Below are 18,532 nucleotides of genomic sequence, written 5' to 3'. Positions count from 1 at the left end.
TCGTAGAATAAAATCCCTCACCTAACTCGAGGTGAGGGGTTTTACTGCGTGTAAGAGTAAAATGAAGAGGTGCAAATAAATGAAACAAAGTATGGTACTCAGTCCTACATTACGTGAAGTTCCAGCTGATGCTGAAATTAAGAGTCATCAGCTATTACTTCGTGCAGGTTTTATGCGTCAAAATGCTTCTGGTATTTATAGCTTTCTACCATTTGGATTAAAAGTATTACACAAAGTAGAACGTATCGTTCGAGAAGAAATGGAGCGCGCAGGAGCTGTAGAATTATTAATGCCAGCTATGCAAGCTGCGGAATTGTGGCAAGAATCAGGTCGTTGGTATTCTTACGGATCTGAATTAATGCGTATGAAAGATCGTAATGCTCGTGAATTCGCATTAGGAGCGACACATGAGGAAGTAATTACGGATCTTGTGCGTGATGAAGTGAAATCATATAAAAAATTACCGTTAACATTATACCAAATTCAAACAAAATTCCGTGATGAGCAAAGACCTCGTTTCGGCTTATTACGTGGAAGAGAGTTTCTAATGAAAGATGCATACTCTTTCCATGCTACACAAGAGAGCTTAGATGAAGTATACGATCGTTTATATAAAGCATACTCTAACATTTTTGCTCGCTGTGGCTTGAATTTCCGTGCAGTTATTGCTGATTCTGGAGCAATGGGCGGAAAAGATACACATGAATTTATGGTATTATCTGATGTTGGTGAAGATACAATTGCATACTCTGACACATCTGATTATGCAGCAAACATCGAAATGGCTCCTGTTGTAGCTACGTATACGAAGAGTGACGAAGCAGAAAAAGCACTTGAAAAAGTAGCAACACCAGACCAAAAAGCAATTGAAGAAGTATCTGCATTCTTAAACATTGCAGCTGACAAGTGCATTAAGTCTATGGTGTTTAAAGTAGATGAGAAATTAGTAGTGGTACTTGTTCGTGGTGATCACGAAGTAAACGATGTGAAAGTGAAAAATGTATACGGCGCTTCAGTTGTTGAGCTTGCTTCTCATGAAGAAGTAAAAGCATTATTAAATTGTGAAGTTGGTTCATTAGGACCGATTAATGTAACAGGTGATATCGAAATTATTGCTGATCATGCTGTAGCATCAATTGTTAACGGATGTTCAGGAGCGAATGAAGAAGGATTCCATTATGTAAATGTAAATCCAGAACGTGACTTTAAAGTAAGTCAATATACAGATTTACGCTTCATCCAAGAAGGAGACCAATCTCCAGATGGAAACGGAACAATTCTTTTTGCACGCGGAATTGAAGTTGGTCATGTATTCAAATTAGGAACTCGTTATAGTGAAGCAATGAACGCAACATTCCTAGATGAAAACGGAAAAACACAACCACTTATTATGGGTTGTTACGGTATCGGTGTATCTCGTACAGTGGCAGCAATTGCAGAGCAGTTTAACGATGAGAACGGCTTAGTTTGGCCAAAAGCTGTAGCACCGTTCCATGTGCATGTAATTCCAGTAAATATGAAATCGGATGCACAACGTGAAATGGGTGAAAATATCTACAACTCATTACAAGAACAAGGCTATGAAGTGTTATTAGACGATCGTGCAGAACGTGCAGGTGTTAAATTTGCAGATGCAGATTTATTCGGTCTTCCAGTTCGTGTTACAGTTGGTAAAAAAGCAGACGAAGGTATTGTAGAAGTGAAAGTACGTGCTACAGGTGAGTCTGAAGAAGTAAACGTAGAAGAACTTCAAACATATATTGCAAATATTTTAAAATAAGAAGAGGTACCTCGTAATGGGGTACCTTCTCTTTCTTTGTAAACGTATTTTGTAAAAGAAGAGGTGAGAAATCTTTCTTTGTGGTACGTTTCAATTTATAATAGCAAATGGAAGGAGAGTGCTTATGTCTTTAACAAATGAACAACAAGAGCGATTTCAAATTTTGCTCCAGCAGTTGCAAATACCAGACGACCTTATAAATCAATATTTACAAGGCGGTGGTATTGAAAGGCTCGTTATTGATAAAGCGAATAAAAGTTGGCATTTTGATTTACAGGTGCCACGTATTTTGCCTACAGAATTATATGAATTGCTAGAAACAAAGCTTAAGCAATCATTTTCTCATATTGCAAGAACAACATTTGCATTAGAAACAGAGAATAAACAATTTACAGAAGAAGAAGTGAGGGCGTATTGGCCGCTTTGTACGGAACGAATTACATTTTCACCTATGTTCGCATACTTAAAGAAGCAGCTTCCGCAGGTGAATGGAGTGAAGTTGCTAATAAATGTGAATAACGAGCTGGAGTCTACTGCTTTAAAGAAAAACGTTGCGAAACCAGTAGGGGATCAATACGAAGTTTTTGGATTCCCGCGTTTTCAGTTAGACACACATATACAGCAAAATACAGAAGAAATGCAAAAGTTTCGTGAACAAACGCAGCAAGAAGACCGCGAGCGTGTTATACAAGCTATGGAAGAAATGGCGAAGAAGCAAGCTGAAGAAAGCAGCGTTGTGTATGAAGGACCGATTACACTCGGGTATCTTATTAAGCCAGATGAAGAGATTACACCGATGCGAGAAATTCAAGATGAAGAAAGAAGAAAAACGGTTCAAGGATATGTCTTCCATGTAGAAACAAAAGAGCTTCGTAGTGGACGTACGTTATTAACTTTAAAAATAACGGATTATACGGATTCTATTATGATCAAAATGTTCTCGCGTGACAAAGAAGATATTCCAATGCTGCAATCCTTGAAAAAAGGAATGTGGGTGAAAGCGCGTGGTTCTGTTCAAAACGATACATTCGTTCGAGATTTAGTAATGATTGCAAATGATATTAATGAAATAACAGGACCGTCTCGTAAAGATAAAGCACCAGAAGGCGAAAAACGAGTAGAGCTGCATCTCCATACTCCGATGAGTCAAATGGACGCTGTCACTCCAGTTTCTAAGCTTGTTGCTCAAGCTGGTAAATGGGGACATGAGGCTATTGCGGTTACAGACCATGCCGTGGCTCAGTCCTTCCCAGAGGCGTATTCTGCGGGGAAGAAGGCTGGAGTTAAAGTTATATATGGTGTAGAAGCAAATCTAGTTAATGATGGTGTACCGATAGCGTATAACGAAGCGCATCGTTTACTTGCAGAGGAAACGTATGTTGTTTTCGACGTTGAGACGACAGGTTTATCAGCTGTATACGATACAGTCATTGAGTTGGCTGCCGTAAAAGTAAAGGGTGGCGAAATTATTGATCGCTTTGAATCTTTCGCAAATCCACATCAACCATTATCAGCGACGATTATTGAATTGACAGGTATTACAGATGATATGTTAACTGATGCACCTGAAGTGGACGAAGTGTTTAAAAAGTTTGAGGAATGGATGGGCGACCATACACTTGTTGCTCATAACGCGAGCTTTGATATGGGCTTTATTAACGTAGGTTTTAAAAAGGCTGGACTAGAAAAAACGAATAACCCCGTTATTGATACGTTAGAACTTGCACGATTCTTATTCCCAGAAATGAAAAATCATCGATTAAATACGATGTGTAAAAAACTTGATATTGAATTAACACAACATCACCGTGCGATTTATGATACAGAAGCGACGGGATATTTACTTGTGAAAATGTTGAAAGACGTAATTGAAAAGGGATTTGAATATCACGATCAATTAAATGATAGCATGGGACAAGGGGATGCGTATAAGCGTGGCCGTCCAAGTCATATGACGTTACTTGCCACATCAGATGTTGGATTGAAAAATTTATATAAACTTGTTTCATATTCTCACCTTAATTACTTTTACCGTGTACCACGTGTGCCGAGGTCACTATTAAAAAAATACCGTGAAGGAATTTTAGTAGGAACGGCTTGTGATAAAGGTGAAGTGTTCGAGGCAATGATGCAAAAGGCACCTGAAGAGGTAGAAGAAATTGCCCAGTTCTATGATTACATTGAAGTAATGCCTCCAGAGGTGTTGCGTCATTTAGTAGAACGTGAACTTGTTCGAGACGAAGGTCAATTAAAAACAATTATTTCTAACTTAGTAAAACTAGGTGAGACGTTAGATAAACCAGTTGTTGCTACAGGAAACGTGCATTATTTAGACCCTGAGGATGCAATGTATCGTAAAATTTTAGTCAGTTCGCAGGGCGGAGCCAATCCGTTAAATCGACATTCATTACCGCCAGTACATTTCCGTACAACTGATGAAATGTTAGAATGTTTTTCATTCTTAGGTGAAGACAAAGCGAAAGAAGTTGTTGTAACAAATACACAAAAGATTGCGTCATTAATTGGTGATGTGCATCCAGTAAAAGACGATCTATACACACCGAAAATTGAAGGTGCTGATGATGAAACGCGTGATATGAGTTATAAAATGGCGCGTAGCATTTATGGTGAAGAGCTACCGGAAATTGTAGAAGCACGTTTAGAAAAAGAATTAAAAAGTATTATTGGGCATGGATTCGCCGTAATTTATTTAATTTCACATAAGCTTGTGAAAAAATCGTTAGTAGACGGATATCTAGTAGGTTCGCGTGGATCGGTAGGGTCATCATTTGTTGCAACGATGATGGAAATTACAGAAGTAAACCCATTACCACCACACTATGTATGTCCGAAGTGTAAGCAATCAGAATTCTTTAATGATGGTTCTGTAGGTTCTGGTTTTGACTTACCAGATAAAGAATGCCCTGCTTGTAATATTCCATATGTAAAAGATGGACATGACATTCCGTTCGAAACGTTCCTTGGATTTAAAGGAGATAAGGTACCCGATATCGATTTGAACTTCTCCGGGGAATACCAACCACGTGCCCATAACTATACGAAAGTACTGTTCGGTGAAGACTATGTATATCGTGCAGGAACGATTGGTACAGTTGCGGAAAAAACTGCTTACGGATATGTAAAAGGTTATGCAAATGATCATAACTTAACGATTCGAAATGCAGAGATTGATCGCTTAGTAGCAGGGTGTACCGGTGTAAAACGTACAACAGGACAGCATCCAGGCGGTATTATCGTTGTGCCAGATTACATGGATATCTTTGATTTCTCACCAATACAGTATCCAGCTGATTCAATTGGTGCTGAATGGAGAACAACGCATTTTGATTTCCACTCGATTCATGATAATTTATTGAAACTTGATATACTAGGACACGATGATCCGACCGTTATTCGTATGTTACAAGATTTAAGTGGTATTGATCCGAAAACAATCCCAACGGATGATCCAGAAGTAATGAAAATTTTCTCTGGTCCAGAATCGTTAGGGGTAACGGAAGAACAAATTAACTGTAAAACAGGTACACTTGGTATACCAGAGTTTGGTACAAAATTCGTAAGACAGATGTTAGAAGAGACAAAACCGACGACATTCTCAGAGTTAGTCCAAATTTCTGGACTATCACATGGTACTGACGTATGGCTTGGTAATGCAAACGAGTTAATTTATAACGGTACATGTACGCTGAGCGAAGTTATCGGTTGTCGTGATGACATCATGGTATATTTAATCTATCAAGGTCTAGATCCATCATTAGCCTTCAAAATCATGGAGTCGGTTCGTAAAGGTAAAGGTGTACCGGAAGAATGGGAAGAAGACATGAAAAATAATAATGTACCAGGTTGGTATATTGATTCATGTAAGAAGATTAAATACATGTTCCCTAAAGCCCATGCGGCTGCTTACGTACTTATGGCTGTACGTATCGCATACTTTAAAGTACATTTTGCACTGTTATTCTATGCCGCATATTTTACAGTTCGTGCAGATGATTTTGATGTAGAGGCAATGGCGAAAGGTTCAGCATCTATACGTGCAAGAATTGATGAAATTGCTCAAAAGGGACTCGATGCTGCGCCGAAAGAGAAGAGTTTATTAACGGTACTAGAAATGACACTTGAAATGTGTGAGCGTGGATACTCATTCCAAAAGGTGGATTTATACCGCTCACATGCAACAGAATTTATTATTGATGGAGATACATTAATCCCTCCATTTAATGCAGTACCTGGTCTTGGCACAAACGCAGCTTTAAGTATTGTAGAAGCACGTAAAAATGGAGACTTCTTATCAAAAGAAGACTTGCAACAGCGAAGTAAGGTTTCGAAAACAATTATTGAGTATTTAGATAGCCAAGGTTGTTTAGGAGACTTACCGGATCAAAACCAGTTATCACTGTTCTAGTAGGTAGGAAAAGTCTTTGCAAATCAACATTTCCTATGATATACTATTAACCGAGATAACCATGTCATGTATATTGTGTAAAGAAAAGAGTGGGGAAACCCACTCTTTCGTGTTACTATCTATGTTTTATCTACGTAGATAGGTAAAAGATTTCTGTCGTATATACATATTTTGTTACAAGTTTTACTTCTTAAATTTGGTAATACTAAGACAGATAATCCCTGCTGAACAGCAGGGGCTTTTGTTAGCTAACGAGAAAGAATAAGATAGACCGTTTTTAAATTGGCGGGGTCTTCTTCTTTTAAATGGTACATGACGGCAGGAAGGAGGCTGTTTATGGATAAGAAAGTCACAGAAGTTGTAGAAGCATTTGCGCAGCCGATCGTTGAAGAGTTAAATCTTGAACTTGTAGATGTAGAGTATGTGAAAGAAGGACAAGACTGGTTCTTACGCGTATTCATCGATTCTGAAAAGGGAGTCGACATTGAAGAATGCGGTGCGGTAAGTGAACGTTTAAGCGAAGCTTTAGATAAAGAGGACCCAATTCCTCATCTTTACTTTTTGGATGTATCATCTCCTGGAGCGGAACGCCCATTAAAGAAAGAAAAAGACTTCCAGCAAGCGGTAGGAAAACAAGTGGCAATTAAAACATATGAGCCGATTGATGGTGAAAAGATGTTTGAAGGAAAGCTGCTTTCTTACGATGGTACAACAATAACATTATTATTAACAATTAAAACACGTAAAAAAGAAATCCAAATTTCGATGGATAAAGTCGCAAATGCGCGACTTGCTGTTACGTTTTAGTTAGAAGGGGGATCTTCATGAGCACTGAGTTATTAGATGCTTTGCTCGTATTAGAATCTGAAAAAGGCATTAGCAAAGACATTATTATTGATGCGATTGAAGCAGCTTTAATCTCTGCTTATAAGCGCAATTTTAATCAAGCACAAAACGTTCGTGTGAGCTTTAACCCAGAAGTGGGAACAATTCAAGTTTTAGCACGTAAAGACGTAGTAGACAATGTGTTTGATCCACGTCTTGAAATTTCTGTAGAGGAAGCAAGACAAATTAATCCAAACTATCAAGATGGTGACGTACTAGAAATTGAAGTAACACCAAAAGACTTTGGTCGTATTGCAGCACAAACTGCAAAACAAGTTGTAACACAACGAGTGCGTGAAGCAGAGCGCGGTGTTATTTACTCTGAGTTTAGTGACCGTGAAGAAGATATTATGGTAGGTATTGTACAACGTCAAGATGCTCGTTTCATCTATGTAAGCTTAGGAAAAGTAGAAGCTTTATTACCTGTAAGTGAGCAAATGCCTAATGAGCAATACAAACCACATGATCGTATTCGCGTATTCATTACGAAAGTAGAAAAAACGACAAAAGGACCACAAATTTACGTATCACGTACACATCCTGGTCTTTTAAAACGTTTATTCGAAATGGAAGTTCCTGAAATCTATGATGGAACTGTAGAAATTCGTTCTGTAGCACGTGAAGCTGGCGATCGCTCTAAGATCTCTGTATATGCAGAGAACACTGATGTTGATCCAGTTGGTTCTTGTGTAGGACCAAAAGGGCAACGTGTACAACGCATTGTAGACGAATTAAAAGGTGAAAAAATTGACATCGTTCGCTGGTCAAATGATCCAGTTGAATATGTTGCAAATGCATTAAGCCCATCACAAGTTGTTAAAGTACTTGTAGATGAAGAAGAAAAAGCGACAACAGTAGTTGTTCCAGACCACCAGCTATCATTAGCTATCGGTAAGCGTGGACAAAATGCACGTCTTGCAGCTAAATTAACAGGCTGGAAAATTGACATTAAGAGTGAGTCTGATGCGAAACAACTTGGTATTGTAACAGAAGAAGATAGCGTAATCGCATTTGGATTCGATTCAGTGGAAGACGAAATCGAATAGAGGTGATGAGTATGAGCAATCGAAAAGTTCCGTTACGAAAATGTGTTGCAACGCAAGAAATGAAATCAAAACGAGAGCTCGTTCGCATTGTTCGTTCCAAAGAGGGAGAAGTGTCCATTGATTTAACTGGGAAAAAATCAGGACGAGGTGCTTACTTGTCGAAGGACAAGGAGAGCATTCTTCAAGCTCAAAAGAAAAATGTTTTGGAACATCATCTAAAAGCGAAAATCGACGGTTCTTTATATGAAGAGCTTCTTGAGCTTGTTGAGAAGGAGTCGAAATAAGTGTCCGATTGGAAATCGTTTTTAGGACTAGCAAACCGGGCTCGGAAAATTATTTCGGGTGAAGAACTCGTTTTAAAAGAAGTACGAAGTGGCAAAGCAAAACTTGTATTGCTATCTGAAGATGCGTCAGTAAATACTACAAAACGCATCACAGATAAAACTACGTACTACAACGTACCAATGAGAAAGGTCGAAAATCGACAACAATTAGGGCATGCGATTGGGAGAGATGAGCGAGTCGTTGTAGCTGTGTTAGATGAAGGCTTTGCGAAAAAGCTGCGTAGCATGCTCGATACAAATTACCGGGGGTGAAGGTATGAGTAAAATTCGAGTGCATGAATATGCAAAAAAACATAATATCTCAAGTAAAGATCTTATGACAAAACTAAAAGAAATGAATATCGAGGTTTCGAATCATATGACAATGTTAGACGATGAAGTAGTAAATAAATTAGATAATGAATATCAAACTGAAAAACCTTCTGTTGCAGATGAGTTTGAAGTAGAAGAAAAAGTTGTTCGCAGTAAAAAGAACAGCAATAAGAAAAAGAAAAAAGGCAAAGGGAACGAAGACAAACGTCAAGAGAACTTTGCTGGTAGACAACAAACTCAAATTGTAGAAACACCAGATAAAATTACTTTCTCTGGAAGCCTTACAGTAGGAGATCTTGCTAAAAAATTAAGCAAAGAGCCATCTGAAATTATTAAGAAGCTCTTCATGCTTGGAATTATGGCAACAATTAACCAAGACTTGGATAAAGATACAATTGAGTTAATTGCTAACGACTACGGTATTGAAGTAGAAGAAGAAGTAATTGTGAGCGAGACTGAGTTTGAAACATTCATTGATGAGCAAGATGATGAAGAGAACTTAAAAGAACGTCCAGCTGTAGTTACAATCATGGGACACGTTGACCACGGTAAAACAACATTACTGGATTCTATTCGTAACTCAAAAGTAACTGCAGGCGAAGCGGGTGGAATTACTCAGCATATCGGTGCATATCAAGTTGAAGTAAACGATAAGAAGATTACATTCTTAGATACACCTGGTCACGCAGCATTTACAACGATGCGTGCTCGTGGTGCACAAGTAACGGATATTACAATCCTTGTTGTTGCAGCGGATGACGGTGTTATGCCACAAACGGTTGAAGCAATTAACCATGCGAAGGCAGCAGGAGTACCAATTATTGTTGCTGTGAATAAAATGGATAAACCAGCTGCAAACCCGGATCGCGTAATGCAAGAACTAACAGAATATGAATTAGTTCCAGAAGCTTGGGGCGGAGATACTATTTTCGTACCAATTTCTGCAATTCAAGGCGAAGGCATTGACAACTTACTAGAAATGATCCTTCTTGTAAGTGAAGTAGAAGAATATAAAGCAAATCCAAACCGCTATGCAACTGGTACAGTAATCGAAGCACAGCTTGATAAAGGTAAAGGAACTATCGCGACATTACTTGTTCAAAACGGTACGCTTCGAGTTGGAGATCCAATCGTTGTTGGAACTTCATTCGGACGTGTTCGTGCAATGGTAAGTGATATTGGTCGTCGTGTAAAAGTTGCTGGTCCATCAACTCCTGTTGAAATTACTGGTTTAAACGAAGTACCACAGGCTGGAGATCGTTTCATGGCATTCGCTGATGAGAAGAAAGCTCGTCAAATTGGTGAATCACGTGCACAAGAAGCTTTAGTTGCACAACGTGGTGAGAAATCTAAATTAAGCCTTGAAGATTTATTCCAACAAATCCAAGAGGGCGATGTAAAAGAAATTAACTTAATCGTAAAAGCAGACGTACAAGGTTCTGTTGAAGCGATGGCAGCATCACTTCGTAAAATTGATGTTGAAGGTGTAAAAGTTAAAATCATTCACACTGGTGTAGGTGCGATTACAGAATCTGATATCATTTTAGCTTCTGCATCTAATGCAATTGTAATTGGATTTAACGTACGTCCAGATGTGAACGCGAAGCGTACAGCTGAATTAGAGAACGTTGATATTCGTTTACACCGTATTATTTATAAAGTAATCGAAGAGATTGAAGCAGCGATGCAAGGTATGCTTGATCCAGAATTCGAAGAAAAAGTAATCGGTCAAGCAGAAGTTCGTCAAACGTTTAAAGTAACAAAAGTTGGAACAATCGCAGGTTGTTACGTAACAGACGGTAAAATTACGCGTGATAGTGGCGTACGTATTATCCGTGACGGCGTAGTAATTTTCGAAGGACAACTTGATACGTTAAAACGTTTCAAAGACGACGTAAAAGAAGTTGCACAAAACTATGAGTGTGGTATTACAATTGAGAGATATAATGATCTTAAAGAAGGGGACATCATTGAAGCGTACATTATGGAAGAAGTGAAGCGATGATTATCGCTTCACTCTCATTCGAGTGTATGATTTACGATGTGCATTCTTTAAAAGAGAAACGTGCAATTTTACAACGTGTGTTAACTCGTGTGAAACAGCGCTATAATGTAGCTGTTTCTGAAGTTGGGCATCAAGATGTATGGCAACGTACAGAAATTGCAATTGTTTCCGTATCCTCAAATCGTGTTATCTGTGAAAAAGAAATGAATCGTGTACTTGAGTACATCGATTCATTTCCTGAAATTGAACGTACAATAACACATTTGGAATGGTATTGAATGAGGTGAAGAGTTATGAAATTACGTGCGAACCGTGTGGGCGAGCAAATGAAAAAAGAATTAGGCGATATTATCAGTCGTAAAATTAAAGACCCACGTATTGGATTTGTTACAGTAACAGATGTACAAGTGAGTGGTGATTTACAAATTGCTAAAGTATATATTTCTGTTTTAGGTGACGAAGAACAGAAAGAAAATACTTTAAAAGGTTTAGCGAAGGCAAAAGGCTTTATTCGTTCAGAAATTGGCCAACGTATTCGTCTTCGTAAAACACCGGAAATTACCTTTGAGTTTGATGAGTCTATCGGATATGGTCATCGAATTGATACACTTTTACATGAAATTAATAAAGACGGTAAACGTGAAGAATAATGGATAGACATTTGTCTATCCATTTTTTCAATGCAAAATAAGTTTTGGATATTTAATACGAAAGAATTATGATGAGGTGAACATATATGGAAGGTGTAGTATTATTACATAAGCCAAAAGGCATGACATCACATGATTGTGTATTTAAATTAAGAAAGATATTGCGAGAAAAGAGAATTGGTCATACGGGAACATTAGATCCAGATGTAACAGGAGTATTACCTATTTGTGTGGGACGAGCAACGAAAATTGCACAATTTTTAACAAGTGAAACGAAAACATATGAAGGTGAAGTAACATTAGGGTTTTCGACGACAACTGAAGACGCTTCTGGTGAGGTTGTTGAAACGAAAAATGTAGATCGTACTATTACTCGTATGGAAGTAGAGAAAGCCCTTGCGGAATTAACAGGCACGATTGAACAAATGCCACCAATGTTCTCGGCTGTAAAAGTAAACGGGAAAAAATTATATGAATATGCAAGAGCAGGACAAGAGGTGGAACGTCCAGTTCGTACAATTACAATTCATGAATTCGTATTACTTGATGATCGTGAAGTTTTTGAAGGTGAAAATATTTCATTCCGTTTCCGTGTAACGTGTAGTAAAGGAACATATGTAAGAACATTAGCTGTAATGATCGGGGAGAAACTTGGTTTCCCATCACATATGTCTCACCTTGTAAGAACGGCATCTGGTGAATTTTTATTAGAAGATTGCATATCATTTGAAGAAATTGAAGAAAACGTGCAAAATGGAACAGTAGAGTCTATCTTCATTTCAATTGATGAAGCATTAAGTAAGTTTCCAAAAATGGTTGTAGATGAAAAGCAAGCAGAGAAAATAAAGAATGGTATGTTCTTAAAGAATGAATTAGAAATAACAGCACCATTTATTACAGTGTTTGATAAAAATGATCGTTGCTTAGCAATTTATGAACATCATCCGAAACATCCTGGCATGTTAAAGCCGATGAAAGTACTTGTGAATAATCAAGAACTAAAGCTATAATGAATTATTGGAAGGATTATTACAGAAAAAGGTGAATTCAAGCGTGAAACTTATTCATTTAACTCATCCACATGAACAAAATAAATTAGAATTACCACCTACTGTAATGGCATTAGGATTTTTTGATGGCATTCATTTAGGACATCAATGTGTAATTCGAACTGCGAAAAAAATAGCGGACGAACGAGGATATAAAAGTGCAGTTATGACATTTCATCCTCATCCATCTGTTGTTTTAGGGAAAAAGGATGCGCATGTGGAGTATATTACACCAATGCGCGATAAAGAAAAAATAGTCGAAAGCTTAGGAATCGATATATTATATGTGATTAAATTTGATGAATCATTTGCAGGGTTATTACCGCAACAATTTGTAGATGATTATATTATTGGTTTAAATGTAAAGCATGTAGTAGCAGGGTTTGATTATTCATATGGACGTTTAGGAAAAGGAAAGATGGAGACTTTACCATTTCATGCAAGAGGGGAGTTTACACAGACTGTGATTGAAAAAGTTGAATTTCAAGAAGAGAAAGTAAGTTCTACAGCATTACGAAAGCTAATTCGAAATGGCGAAATGGAGCAAATTCCATCTATTTTAGGTAGAGCCTATACTGTAGCGGGAACAGTTATACACGGCGACAAACGTGGGCGTCAAATTGGTTTTCCAACAGCTAATGTAGGTTTAAGTGATGAGTATTTATTGCCACCTGTAGGTGTTTATGCAGTGAGATTAAAAGTTCACGATGAATGGTACGATGGTGTATGTAATATTGGATATAAACCGACTTTTAAAGAAGATGAGCGTCAATTATCAATTGAAGTGCACTTATTTGAATTTAACAAAGATATATACGATCAAAATGTTACAGTAGAGTGGCATATGCGTATAAGAGCAGAAAAGAAATTCAACGGTATTGATGAGTTAGTTGAACAAATCGCAAAAGATAAGAAAACAGCACAAGAATATTTTATGAGCGAAAAGAATATACTTGCTTTTTCAAATGAAAAGTAGTATTCTATGTTATGTACTTTATGACAACCATTGCTTGGCATTGCGACTCACCGACGCTTGCTAGGTAATTGGGGGTTTAATTAATAGGAGGTGAAATAGGATGGCTTTAACACAAGAACGTAAAAATGAAATCATTGCACAATTTAGAACTCATGAGACTGATACTGGTTCTCCAGAGGTTCAAATTGCTGTCCTAACGGAGCAAATTAACACTCTAAACGAGCACTTACGTACTCACAAGAAAGATCATCATTCACGTCGTGGTCTATTAAAGATGGTTGGTAAACGTCGTAACTTACTAACTTACCTTCGTAATAGCGATATCACACGTTACCGTGAATTAATCACAAAGCTTGGCTTACGTCGATAGTCAAAGAAGCGGGAATATTCCCGCTTTTTTGTTAGGTAAAAATATATCTTCTACGCTTTATAGCTTACTTAATTTTAGGCAATACTAGAGGTAGAATATTGTGATATACTATCCATTTACATAGAAGAATTGAATACTTTAAATTGAGAGGGGTACTTAAATGAGTCAAGAAAAGCAAGTCTTCTCGATAGATTTAGCTGGTCGCCAGCTAACAGTTGAAACTGGTCAGCTTGCAAAACAAGCGAACGGAGCAGTATTAGTAAGATATGGCGATACAGCGGTTCTATCTACAGCAACTGCATCAAAAGAAGCAAAAAATGTAGATTTCTTCCCACTTACAGTAAACTATGAAGAGCGTTTATATGCAGTCGGAAAAATTCCTGGCGGTTTTATTAAGCGTGAAGGTCGTCCAAGTGAAAAAGCAATTTTGGCAAGTCGTTTAATCGACCGTCCAATTCGTCCGCTATTCGCAGATGGCTTCCGTAACGAAGTACAAGTTGTCAGCATTGTAATGAGTGTTGATCAAGATTGTTCTTCTGAAATGGCAGCTATGCTTGGTTCTTCATTAGCGTTATCGATTTCAGATATTCCATTTGAAGGTCCAATCGCTGGTGCGACAGTTGGCCGTATTAATGGCGAATTCGTTATTAACCCAACAGTAGAACAGCAAGAACAAAGTGATATCCACTTAGTTGTAGCTGGTACGAAAGATGCGATTAACATGGTTGAAGCAGGAGCAGATCAAGTACCTGAAGAAACAATGTTAGAAGCAATTATGTTTGGTCATGACGAAATTAAACGTCTAATTGCATTCCAAGAAGAGATTGTACAAGCTGTAGGTAAAGAGAAATCAGAAGTGAAACTTTATGAAGTTGACGCTGATCTTAACCAAGCTGTACGTGAAATGGCTGAAGAAGATATGCATTCAGCAATTCAAGTACATGAGAAACATGCACGTGAAGATGCAATTAACGAAGTGAAAAAGCGTGTTATTGAGCATTACGAAGCGCAGGAAGCTGACGCTGATACATTAGGACAAGTAAATGAGATTTTATATAAAATTGTAAAAGAAGAAGTACGTCGTCTTATTACAGTTGAAAAAATCCGTCCAGATGGCCGTAAAGGTGACGAAATCCGTCCATTAGCATCAGAGGTTGGTATTTTATCTCGTACACACGGTTCTGGTTTGTTCACTCGTGGACAAACACAAGCATTAAGTATTTGTACATTAGGTGCATTAGGCGATGTGCAAATTTTAGATGGTCTTGGCGTAGAAGAATCAAAACGTTTTATGCACCATTACAATTTCCCATCATTTAGTGTTGGTGAAACAAGACCAATGCGTGGACCAGGTCGTCGTGAAATCGGTCACGGTGCACTAGGAGAACGCGCACTTGAGCCTGTAATTCCATCTGAAAAAGATTTTCCATACACAGTACGTCTTGTATCTGAAGTTTTAGAATCAAATGGTTCTACTTCACAAGCAAGTATTTGTGGTAGTACTTTAGCAATGATGGATGCTGGTGTTCCACTTAAAGCTCCAGTTGCAGGTATTGCAATGGGTCTAGTTAAAACTGGTGAGCATTACACAATTTTATCTGATATTCAAGGTATGGAAGATCATTTAGGTGATATGGACTTTAAAGTAGCAGGTACAGCACAAGGTGTAACTGCACTACAAATGGACATTAAAATCGATGGTCTATCTCGTGAAATTTTAGAAGAGGCATTACAACAAGCGAAAGTTGGTCGTGTGCACATTCTAAATCATATGTTATCTGTTATTCCAGAGCCACGCACTGAATTATCAGCGTACGCTCCAAAGATTATTACAATGACAATTAATCCAGATAAAATCCGTGACGTTATCGGACCGAGCGGTAAACAAATCAATAAAATTATTGAAGAAACTGGCGTTAAAATTGACATCGAGCAAGATGGCACAGTATTCATTTCTTCAATAAACCAAGAAATGAACGACAAAGCTAAGAAAATTATCGAAGATATCGTTCGCGAAGTACAAGTAGGTGAAATCTACGAAGGAAAAGTGAAACGTGTTGAGAAATTCGGTGCTTTCGTTGAATTATTCAGCGGTAAAGATGGATTAGTTCACATTTCTGAACTTGCACTTGAGCGTGTAGGTAAAGTAGAAGACGTTGTAAAAATCGGTGACGTAATTACGGTTAAAGTTATCGAGATTGACAAGCAAGGTCGCGTAAATCTATCTAGAAAAGTATTGCTAAAAGAAGAGCAAGAAAAAGAAGCTGCTAAAGAAGAAAACAAACAAGAGCAGCAATAAGTAAAAGCCAGTTTAACTGGCTTTTTTTGTTATGTAAAAAACATGATGTTCAATATATTTTTATGTCGGTATAGGTATAGTTTTCATTATAACGCTCAAATTAACAAAGATAAGAAGAAAATGTTTTTATATAGTTAATTTGGGAGGGTTTATATGAAAGTTCGTATATTGGCATACATATGTATATTTTCTTTATATGTCAGTTTAGGCTCTTATTCTGTTTTTGCGCAAGATAACTTGCATGAAGAAATTCAAAAGCATGCAAAACAGTATGAGATTGCACCTCAAAATGCAATGATTGATAAAATATGGAAGGCAACACCTGGATATAATGGAAGACAAGTGGATATTGAAGCATCGTATAATAATATGAAGAAGCTAAAGGAATTTGATCAAAAATATCTTGAATTCAAAGAAGTCTCACCGAGTGTTCATTTAGAAGATTTATCACCAGCTCCAATTTATAGAGGGCATCCAAATAAAAAGATGGTAGGATTAACAATAAATGTGGCATGGGGAAATGAGTATTTGCCTCGCATATTAGAGATATTGAAAAAGCATGATGTGAAGGCCACTTTCTTTTTAGAAGGACGTTGGGTGAAAGAAAATTTGCGATTTGCAAAAATGATTGTCGATGCAAAACAAGAAGTTGGAAATCACTCATACACACATCCAAATATGAAAACGTTATCGTCTGATGAAATACGAGAGCAGTTACAAAAAACAAATCGAATGATAGAAGTAGTAACGAATCAAAAAGTAAGATGGTTTGCCCCGCCGAGTGGAAGTTTTCGAGATGAAGTCGTAAAGATTGCAGATGATTTTCAAATGGGAACGATTATGTGGACTGTAGATACGATTGATTGGAAGCGACCTGAGCCGGATGTACTATTGCAGAGAGTAATGAGAAAAATACATCCAGGTGCTATCATATTAATGCATCCTACTTCGTCTACAGCAGAGGCTTTAGATATAATGATTACAAAATTGAAGGAACAAGGATATAAAGTGGGGAATATAACTGAATTACTGGATGAAAAACGTGTGGATTAAATACATTTGCATGACATTCATCCTTAAACTTGTTATCATTAAATAATAGCGTTTTATTTAGAGAAACTGGCAGTAGGAGGAAAGTTTTTGATTAAAAAATATACTTGTAAAAATGGTGTAAGAATAGTTATGGAGAATATACCAACTGTAAGATCGGTTGCAATTGGTATTTGGATCCATGCGGGATCAAGAAATGAAAATGAAAAAAATAATGGGATTTCTCACTTTTTAGAGCATATGTTCTTTAAAGGGACAGAAACACGTAGTGCACGAGAGATTGCAGAATCATTTGATAGCATTGGTGGTCAAGTGAATGCATTTACTTCAAAAGAATATACATGTTACTATGCAAAAGTATTAGATGAGCATGCTAAATATGCTTTAGATGTTTTAGCAGATATGTTCTTTAATTCAACATTTGATGAGGAAGAACTGAAAAAAGAGAAGAATGTCGTATGTGAAGAAATTAAAATGTACGAAGATGCTCCAGATGATATTGTGCATGATATGTTAACGAAAGCAACATATGAAACGCATCCACTTGGATATCCTATTTTAGGAACAGAAGAAACGCTTAATACGTTTACAGGTGATACGTTACGTCAATATATAAAAGATCATTATACACCTGAAAATGTAGTTGTATCAATCGCAGGAAATATTGATGAAGCATTTTTACAAACAGTGGAGCAATATTTCGGTAGTTATGAAGGAACAACAAACCGTGAACAAGTACATAGCCCAATTTTCCATTTCAATAAGGTAGCCCGTAAAAAAGAAACGGAACAAGCTCATTTATGTCTAGGATATAAAGGCTTACAAATGGGACACGAAGATATTTATAACTTAATTGTATTAAATAATGTTTTAGGCGGTAGCATGAGTAGCCGTTTATTCCAAGAAGTACGTGAGCAACGTGGATTAGCTTACTCAGTATTTTCTTACCACTCTTCTTATGAAGATACAGGCATGTTAACACTTTACGGTGGAACAGGTAGCCAACAATTAGATACATTGTATGAAACAATGCAAGAAACATTAGAGACATTGAAAAATACAGGTATTACAGAAAAAGAGCTTATGAATAGTAAAGAGCAATTAAAAGGAAACTTAATGTTAAGTTTAGAAAGTACAAATAGCCGTATGAGCCGTAACGGTAAAAATGAATTGCTTCTTCGTAAACATCGTTCACTTGATGAGATTATTGAAAGTGTAAACACTGTAACAAAAGAAAATGTGGACGGATTAATTCGCAATATGTTTACTGACGAGTTCTCTGCAGCACTTATTAGTCCAGACGGAAAACTTCCAAAAGGAATAAAACTATAATCAATTTT

15 protein-coding genes are annotated in these 18,532 nt (G+C 37.3%); all 15 read left to right on the top strand.

The annotated features are described in order from the left end of the window. The first annotated feature begins 79 nt into the window (after nucleotides 1–79). On the top strand, nucleotides 80–1,780 hold the full coding sequence (locus V6946_RS20125; protein WP_366981319.1) for a proline--tRNA ligase: 1,701 nt from the start codon (nucleotides 80–82) through the stop codon (nucleotides 1,778–1,780). A gap of 124 nt (nucleotides 1,781–1,904) precedes the next feature. Continuing rightward, nucleotides 1,905–6,206 carry a PolC-type DNA polymerase III gene (locus V6946_RS20120; RefSeq protein ID WP_000060005.1) on the top strand — a complete coding sequence of 1,434 codons (4,302 nt, stop codon included), beginning with the start codon at nucleotides 1,905–1,907 and terminating at the stop codon, nucleotides 6,204–6,206. Nucleotides 6,207–6,542: 336 nt separating this feature from the next. Further along, a complete protein-coding gene (gene rimP, locus V6946_RS20115; RefSeq protein WP_000359096.1) occupies nucleotides 6,543–7,013 on the top strand; it encodes a ribosome maturation factor RimP in 471 nt (156 codons plus the stop codon). Nucleotides 7,014–7,030: 17 nt separating this feature from the next. Next, nucleotides 7,031–8,137 (top strand): transcription termination factor NusA, encoded by a 1,107-nt coding sequence (nusA, locus tag V6946_RS20110; RefSeq protein ID WP_000102604.1) that lies wholly within the window; start codon nucleotides 7,031–7,033, stop codon nucleotides 8,135–8,137. Between the two features lie 11 nt (nucleotides 8,138–8,148). Beyond that, nucleotides 8,149–8,421 (top strand): RNase P modulator RnpM, encoded by a 273-nt coding sequence (gene rnpM, locus V6946_RS20105; RefSeq protein WP_000071127.1) that lies wholly within the window; start codon nucleotides 8,149–8,151, stop codon nucleotides 8,419–8,421. Beyond that, nucleotides 8,422–8,733, top strand: coding sequence for a YlxQ family RNA-binding protein (locus tag V6946_RS20100; RefSeq protein ID WP_001286523.1), 312 nt, complete (start codon nucleotides 8,422–8,424; stop codon nucleotides 8,731–8,733). A gap of 4 nt (nucleotides 8,734–8,737) precedes the next feature. Beyond that, nucleotides 8,738–10,798 (top strand): translation initiation factor IF-2, encoded by a 2,061-nt coding sequence (gene infB / locus V6946_RS20095; RefSeq protein ID WP_000036343.1) that lies wholly within the window; start codon nucleotides 8,738–8,740, stop codon nucleotides 10,796–10,798. Next, nucleotides 10,795–11,076, top strand: a complete 282-nt coding sequence (locus V6946_RS20090; RefSeq protein ID WP_000582363.1) for a DUF503 domain-containing protein — start codon at nucleotides 10,795–10,797, stop codon at nucleotides 11,074–11,076. The genes infB and V6946_RS20090 overlap by 4 nt, the downstream gene beginning before the upstream one ends. 15 nt (nucleotides 11,077–11,091) lie before the next feature. Continuing rightward, nucleotides 11,092–11,448: a 30S ribosome-binding factor RbfA gene (gene rbfA / locus V6946_RS20085; RefSeq protein ID WP_000776437.1), complete on the top strand. Its 357-nt coding sequence runs from the start codon at nucleotides 11,092–11,094 to the stop codon at nucleotides 11,446–11,448. Nucleotides 11,449–11,534: 86 nt separating this feature from the next. Continuing rightward, complete coding sequence (gene truB, locus V6946_RS20080; protein ID WP_000399350.1) at nucleotides 11,535–12,458, top strand: tRNA pseudouridine(55) synthase TruB; 924 nt, start codon at nucleotides 11,535–11,537, stop codon at nucleotides 12,456–12,458. A gap of 43 nt (nucleotides 12,459–12,501) precedes the next feature. Beyond that, on the top strand, nucleotides 12,502–13,473 hold the full coding sequence (gene ribF / locus V6946_RS20075; RefSeq protein WP_000766706.1) for a bifunctional riboflavin kinase/FAD synthetase: 972 nt from the start codon (nucleotides 12,502–12,504) through the stop codon (nucleotides 13,471–13,473). 100 nt (nucleotides 13,474–13,573) lie between these two features. After that, nucleotides 13,574–13,843, top strand: coding sequence for a 30S ribosomal protein S15 (gene rpsO / locus V6946_RS20070; protein ID WP_001229392.1), 270 nt, complete (start codon nucleotides 13,574–13,576; stop codon nucleotides 13,841–13,843). Between the two features lie 160 nt (nucleotides 13,844–14,003). Further along, nucleotides 14,004–16,142: a polyribonucleotide nucleotidyltransferase gene (gene pnp, locus V6946_RS20065; RefSeq protein WP_000076737.1), complete on the top strand. Its 2,139-nt coding sequence runs from the start codon at nucleotides 14,004–14,006 to the stop codon at nucleotides 16,140–16,142. 153 nt (nucleotides 16,143–16,295) lie between these two features. After that, complete coding sequence (locus V6946_RS20060; protein WP_000868224.1) at nucleotides 16,296–17,195, top strand: polysaccharide deacetylase family protein; 900 nt, start codon at nucleotides 16,296–16,298, stop codon at nucleotides 17,193–17,195. A gap of 87 nt (nucleotides 17,196–17,282) precedes the next feature. Further along, the gene (locus V6946_RS20055; RefSeq protein WP_000592996.1) at nucleotides 17,283–18,524 is read left to right on the top strand and encodes a pitrilysin family protein; all 1,242 of its coding nucleotides are present in this window, start codon (nucleotides 17,283–17,285) and stop codon (nucleotides 18,522–18,524) included. The last annotated feature ends 8 nt before the right edge of the window (nucleotides 18,525–18,532 follow it).

The sequence above is a fragment of the Bacillus sp. PPSBB_2 genome (assembly GCF_045291115.1).
GTDB lineage: Bacteria > Bacillota > Bacilli > Bacillales > Bacillaceae_G > Bacillus_A > Bacillus_A cereus.
This window is presented reverse-complemented; position numbering and strand designations above follow the sequence as displayed.

What these genes read in the sequence shown, in the direction of transcription:
- V6946_RS20125 (WP_366981319.1), top strand. Translation starts at nt 80, where the DNA reads ATGAAACAAAGTATGGTACTCAGTCCTACATTACGTGAAGTTCCAGCT.
- truB (WP_000399350.1), top strand. Translation starts at nt 11,535, where the DNA reads ATGGAAGGTGTAGTATTATTACATAAGCCAAAAGGCATGACATCACAT.
- rimP (WP_000359096.1), top strand. Translation starts at nt 6,543, where the DNA reads ATGGATAAGAAAGTCACAGAAGTTGTAGAAGCATTTGCGCAGCCGATC.
- V6946_RS20120 (WP_000060005.1), top strand. Translation starts at nt 1,905, where the DNA reads ATGTCTTTAACAAATGAACAACAAGAGCGATTTCAAATTTTGCTCCAG.
- nusA (WP_000102604.1), top strand. Translation starts at nt 7,031, where the DNA reads ATGAGCACTGAGTTATTAGATGCTTTGCTCGTATTAGAATCTGAAAAA.
- V6946_RS20090 (WP_000582363.1), top strand. Translation starts at nt 10,795, where the DNA reads ATGATTATCGCTTCACTCTCATTCGAGTGTATGATTTACGATGTGCAT.
- rbfA (WP_000776437.1), top strand. Translation starts at nt 11,092, where the DNA reads ATGAAATTACGTGCGAACCGTGTGGGCGAGCAAATGAAAAAAGAATTA.
- pnp (WP_000076737.1), top strand. Translation starts at nt 14,004, where the DNA reads ATGAGTCAAGAAAAGCAAGTCTTCTCGATAGATTTAGCTGGTCGCCAG.
- infB (WP_000036343.1), top strand. Translation starts at nt 8,738, where the DNA reads ATGAGTAAAATTCGAGTGCATGAATATGCAAAAAAACATAATATCTCA.
- rpsO (WP_001229392.1), top strand. Translation starts at nt 13,574, where the DNA reads ATGGCTTTAACACAAGAACGTAAAAATGAAATCATTGCACAATTTAGA.
- rnpM (WP_000071127.1), top strand. Translation starts at nt 8,149, where the DNA reads ATGAGCAATCGAAAAGTTCCGTTACGAAAATGTGTTGCAACGCAAGAA.
- V6946_RS20060 (WP_000868224.1), top strand. Translation starts at nt 16,296, where the DNA reads ATGAAAGTTCGTATATTGGCATACATATGTATATTTTCTTTATATGTC.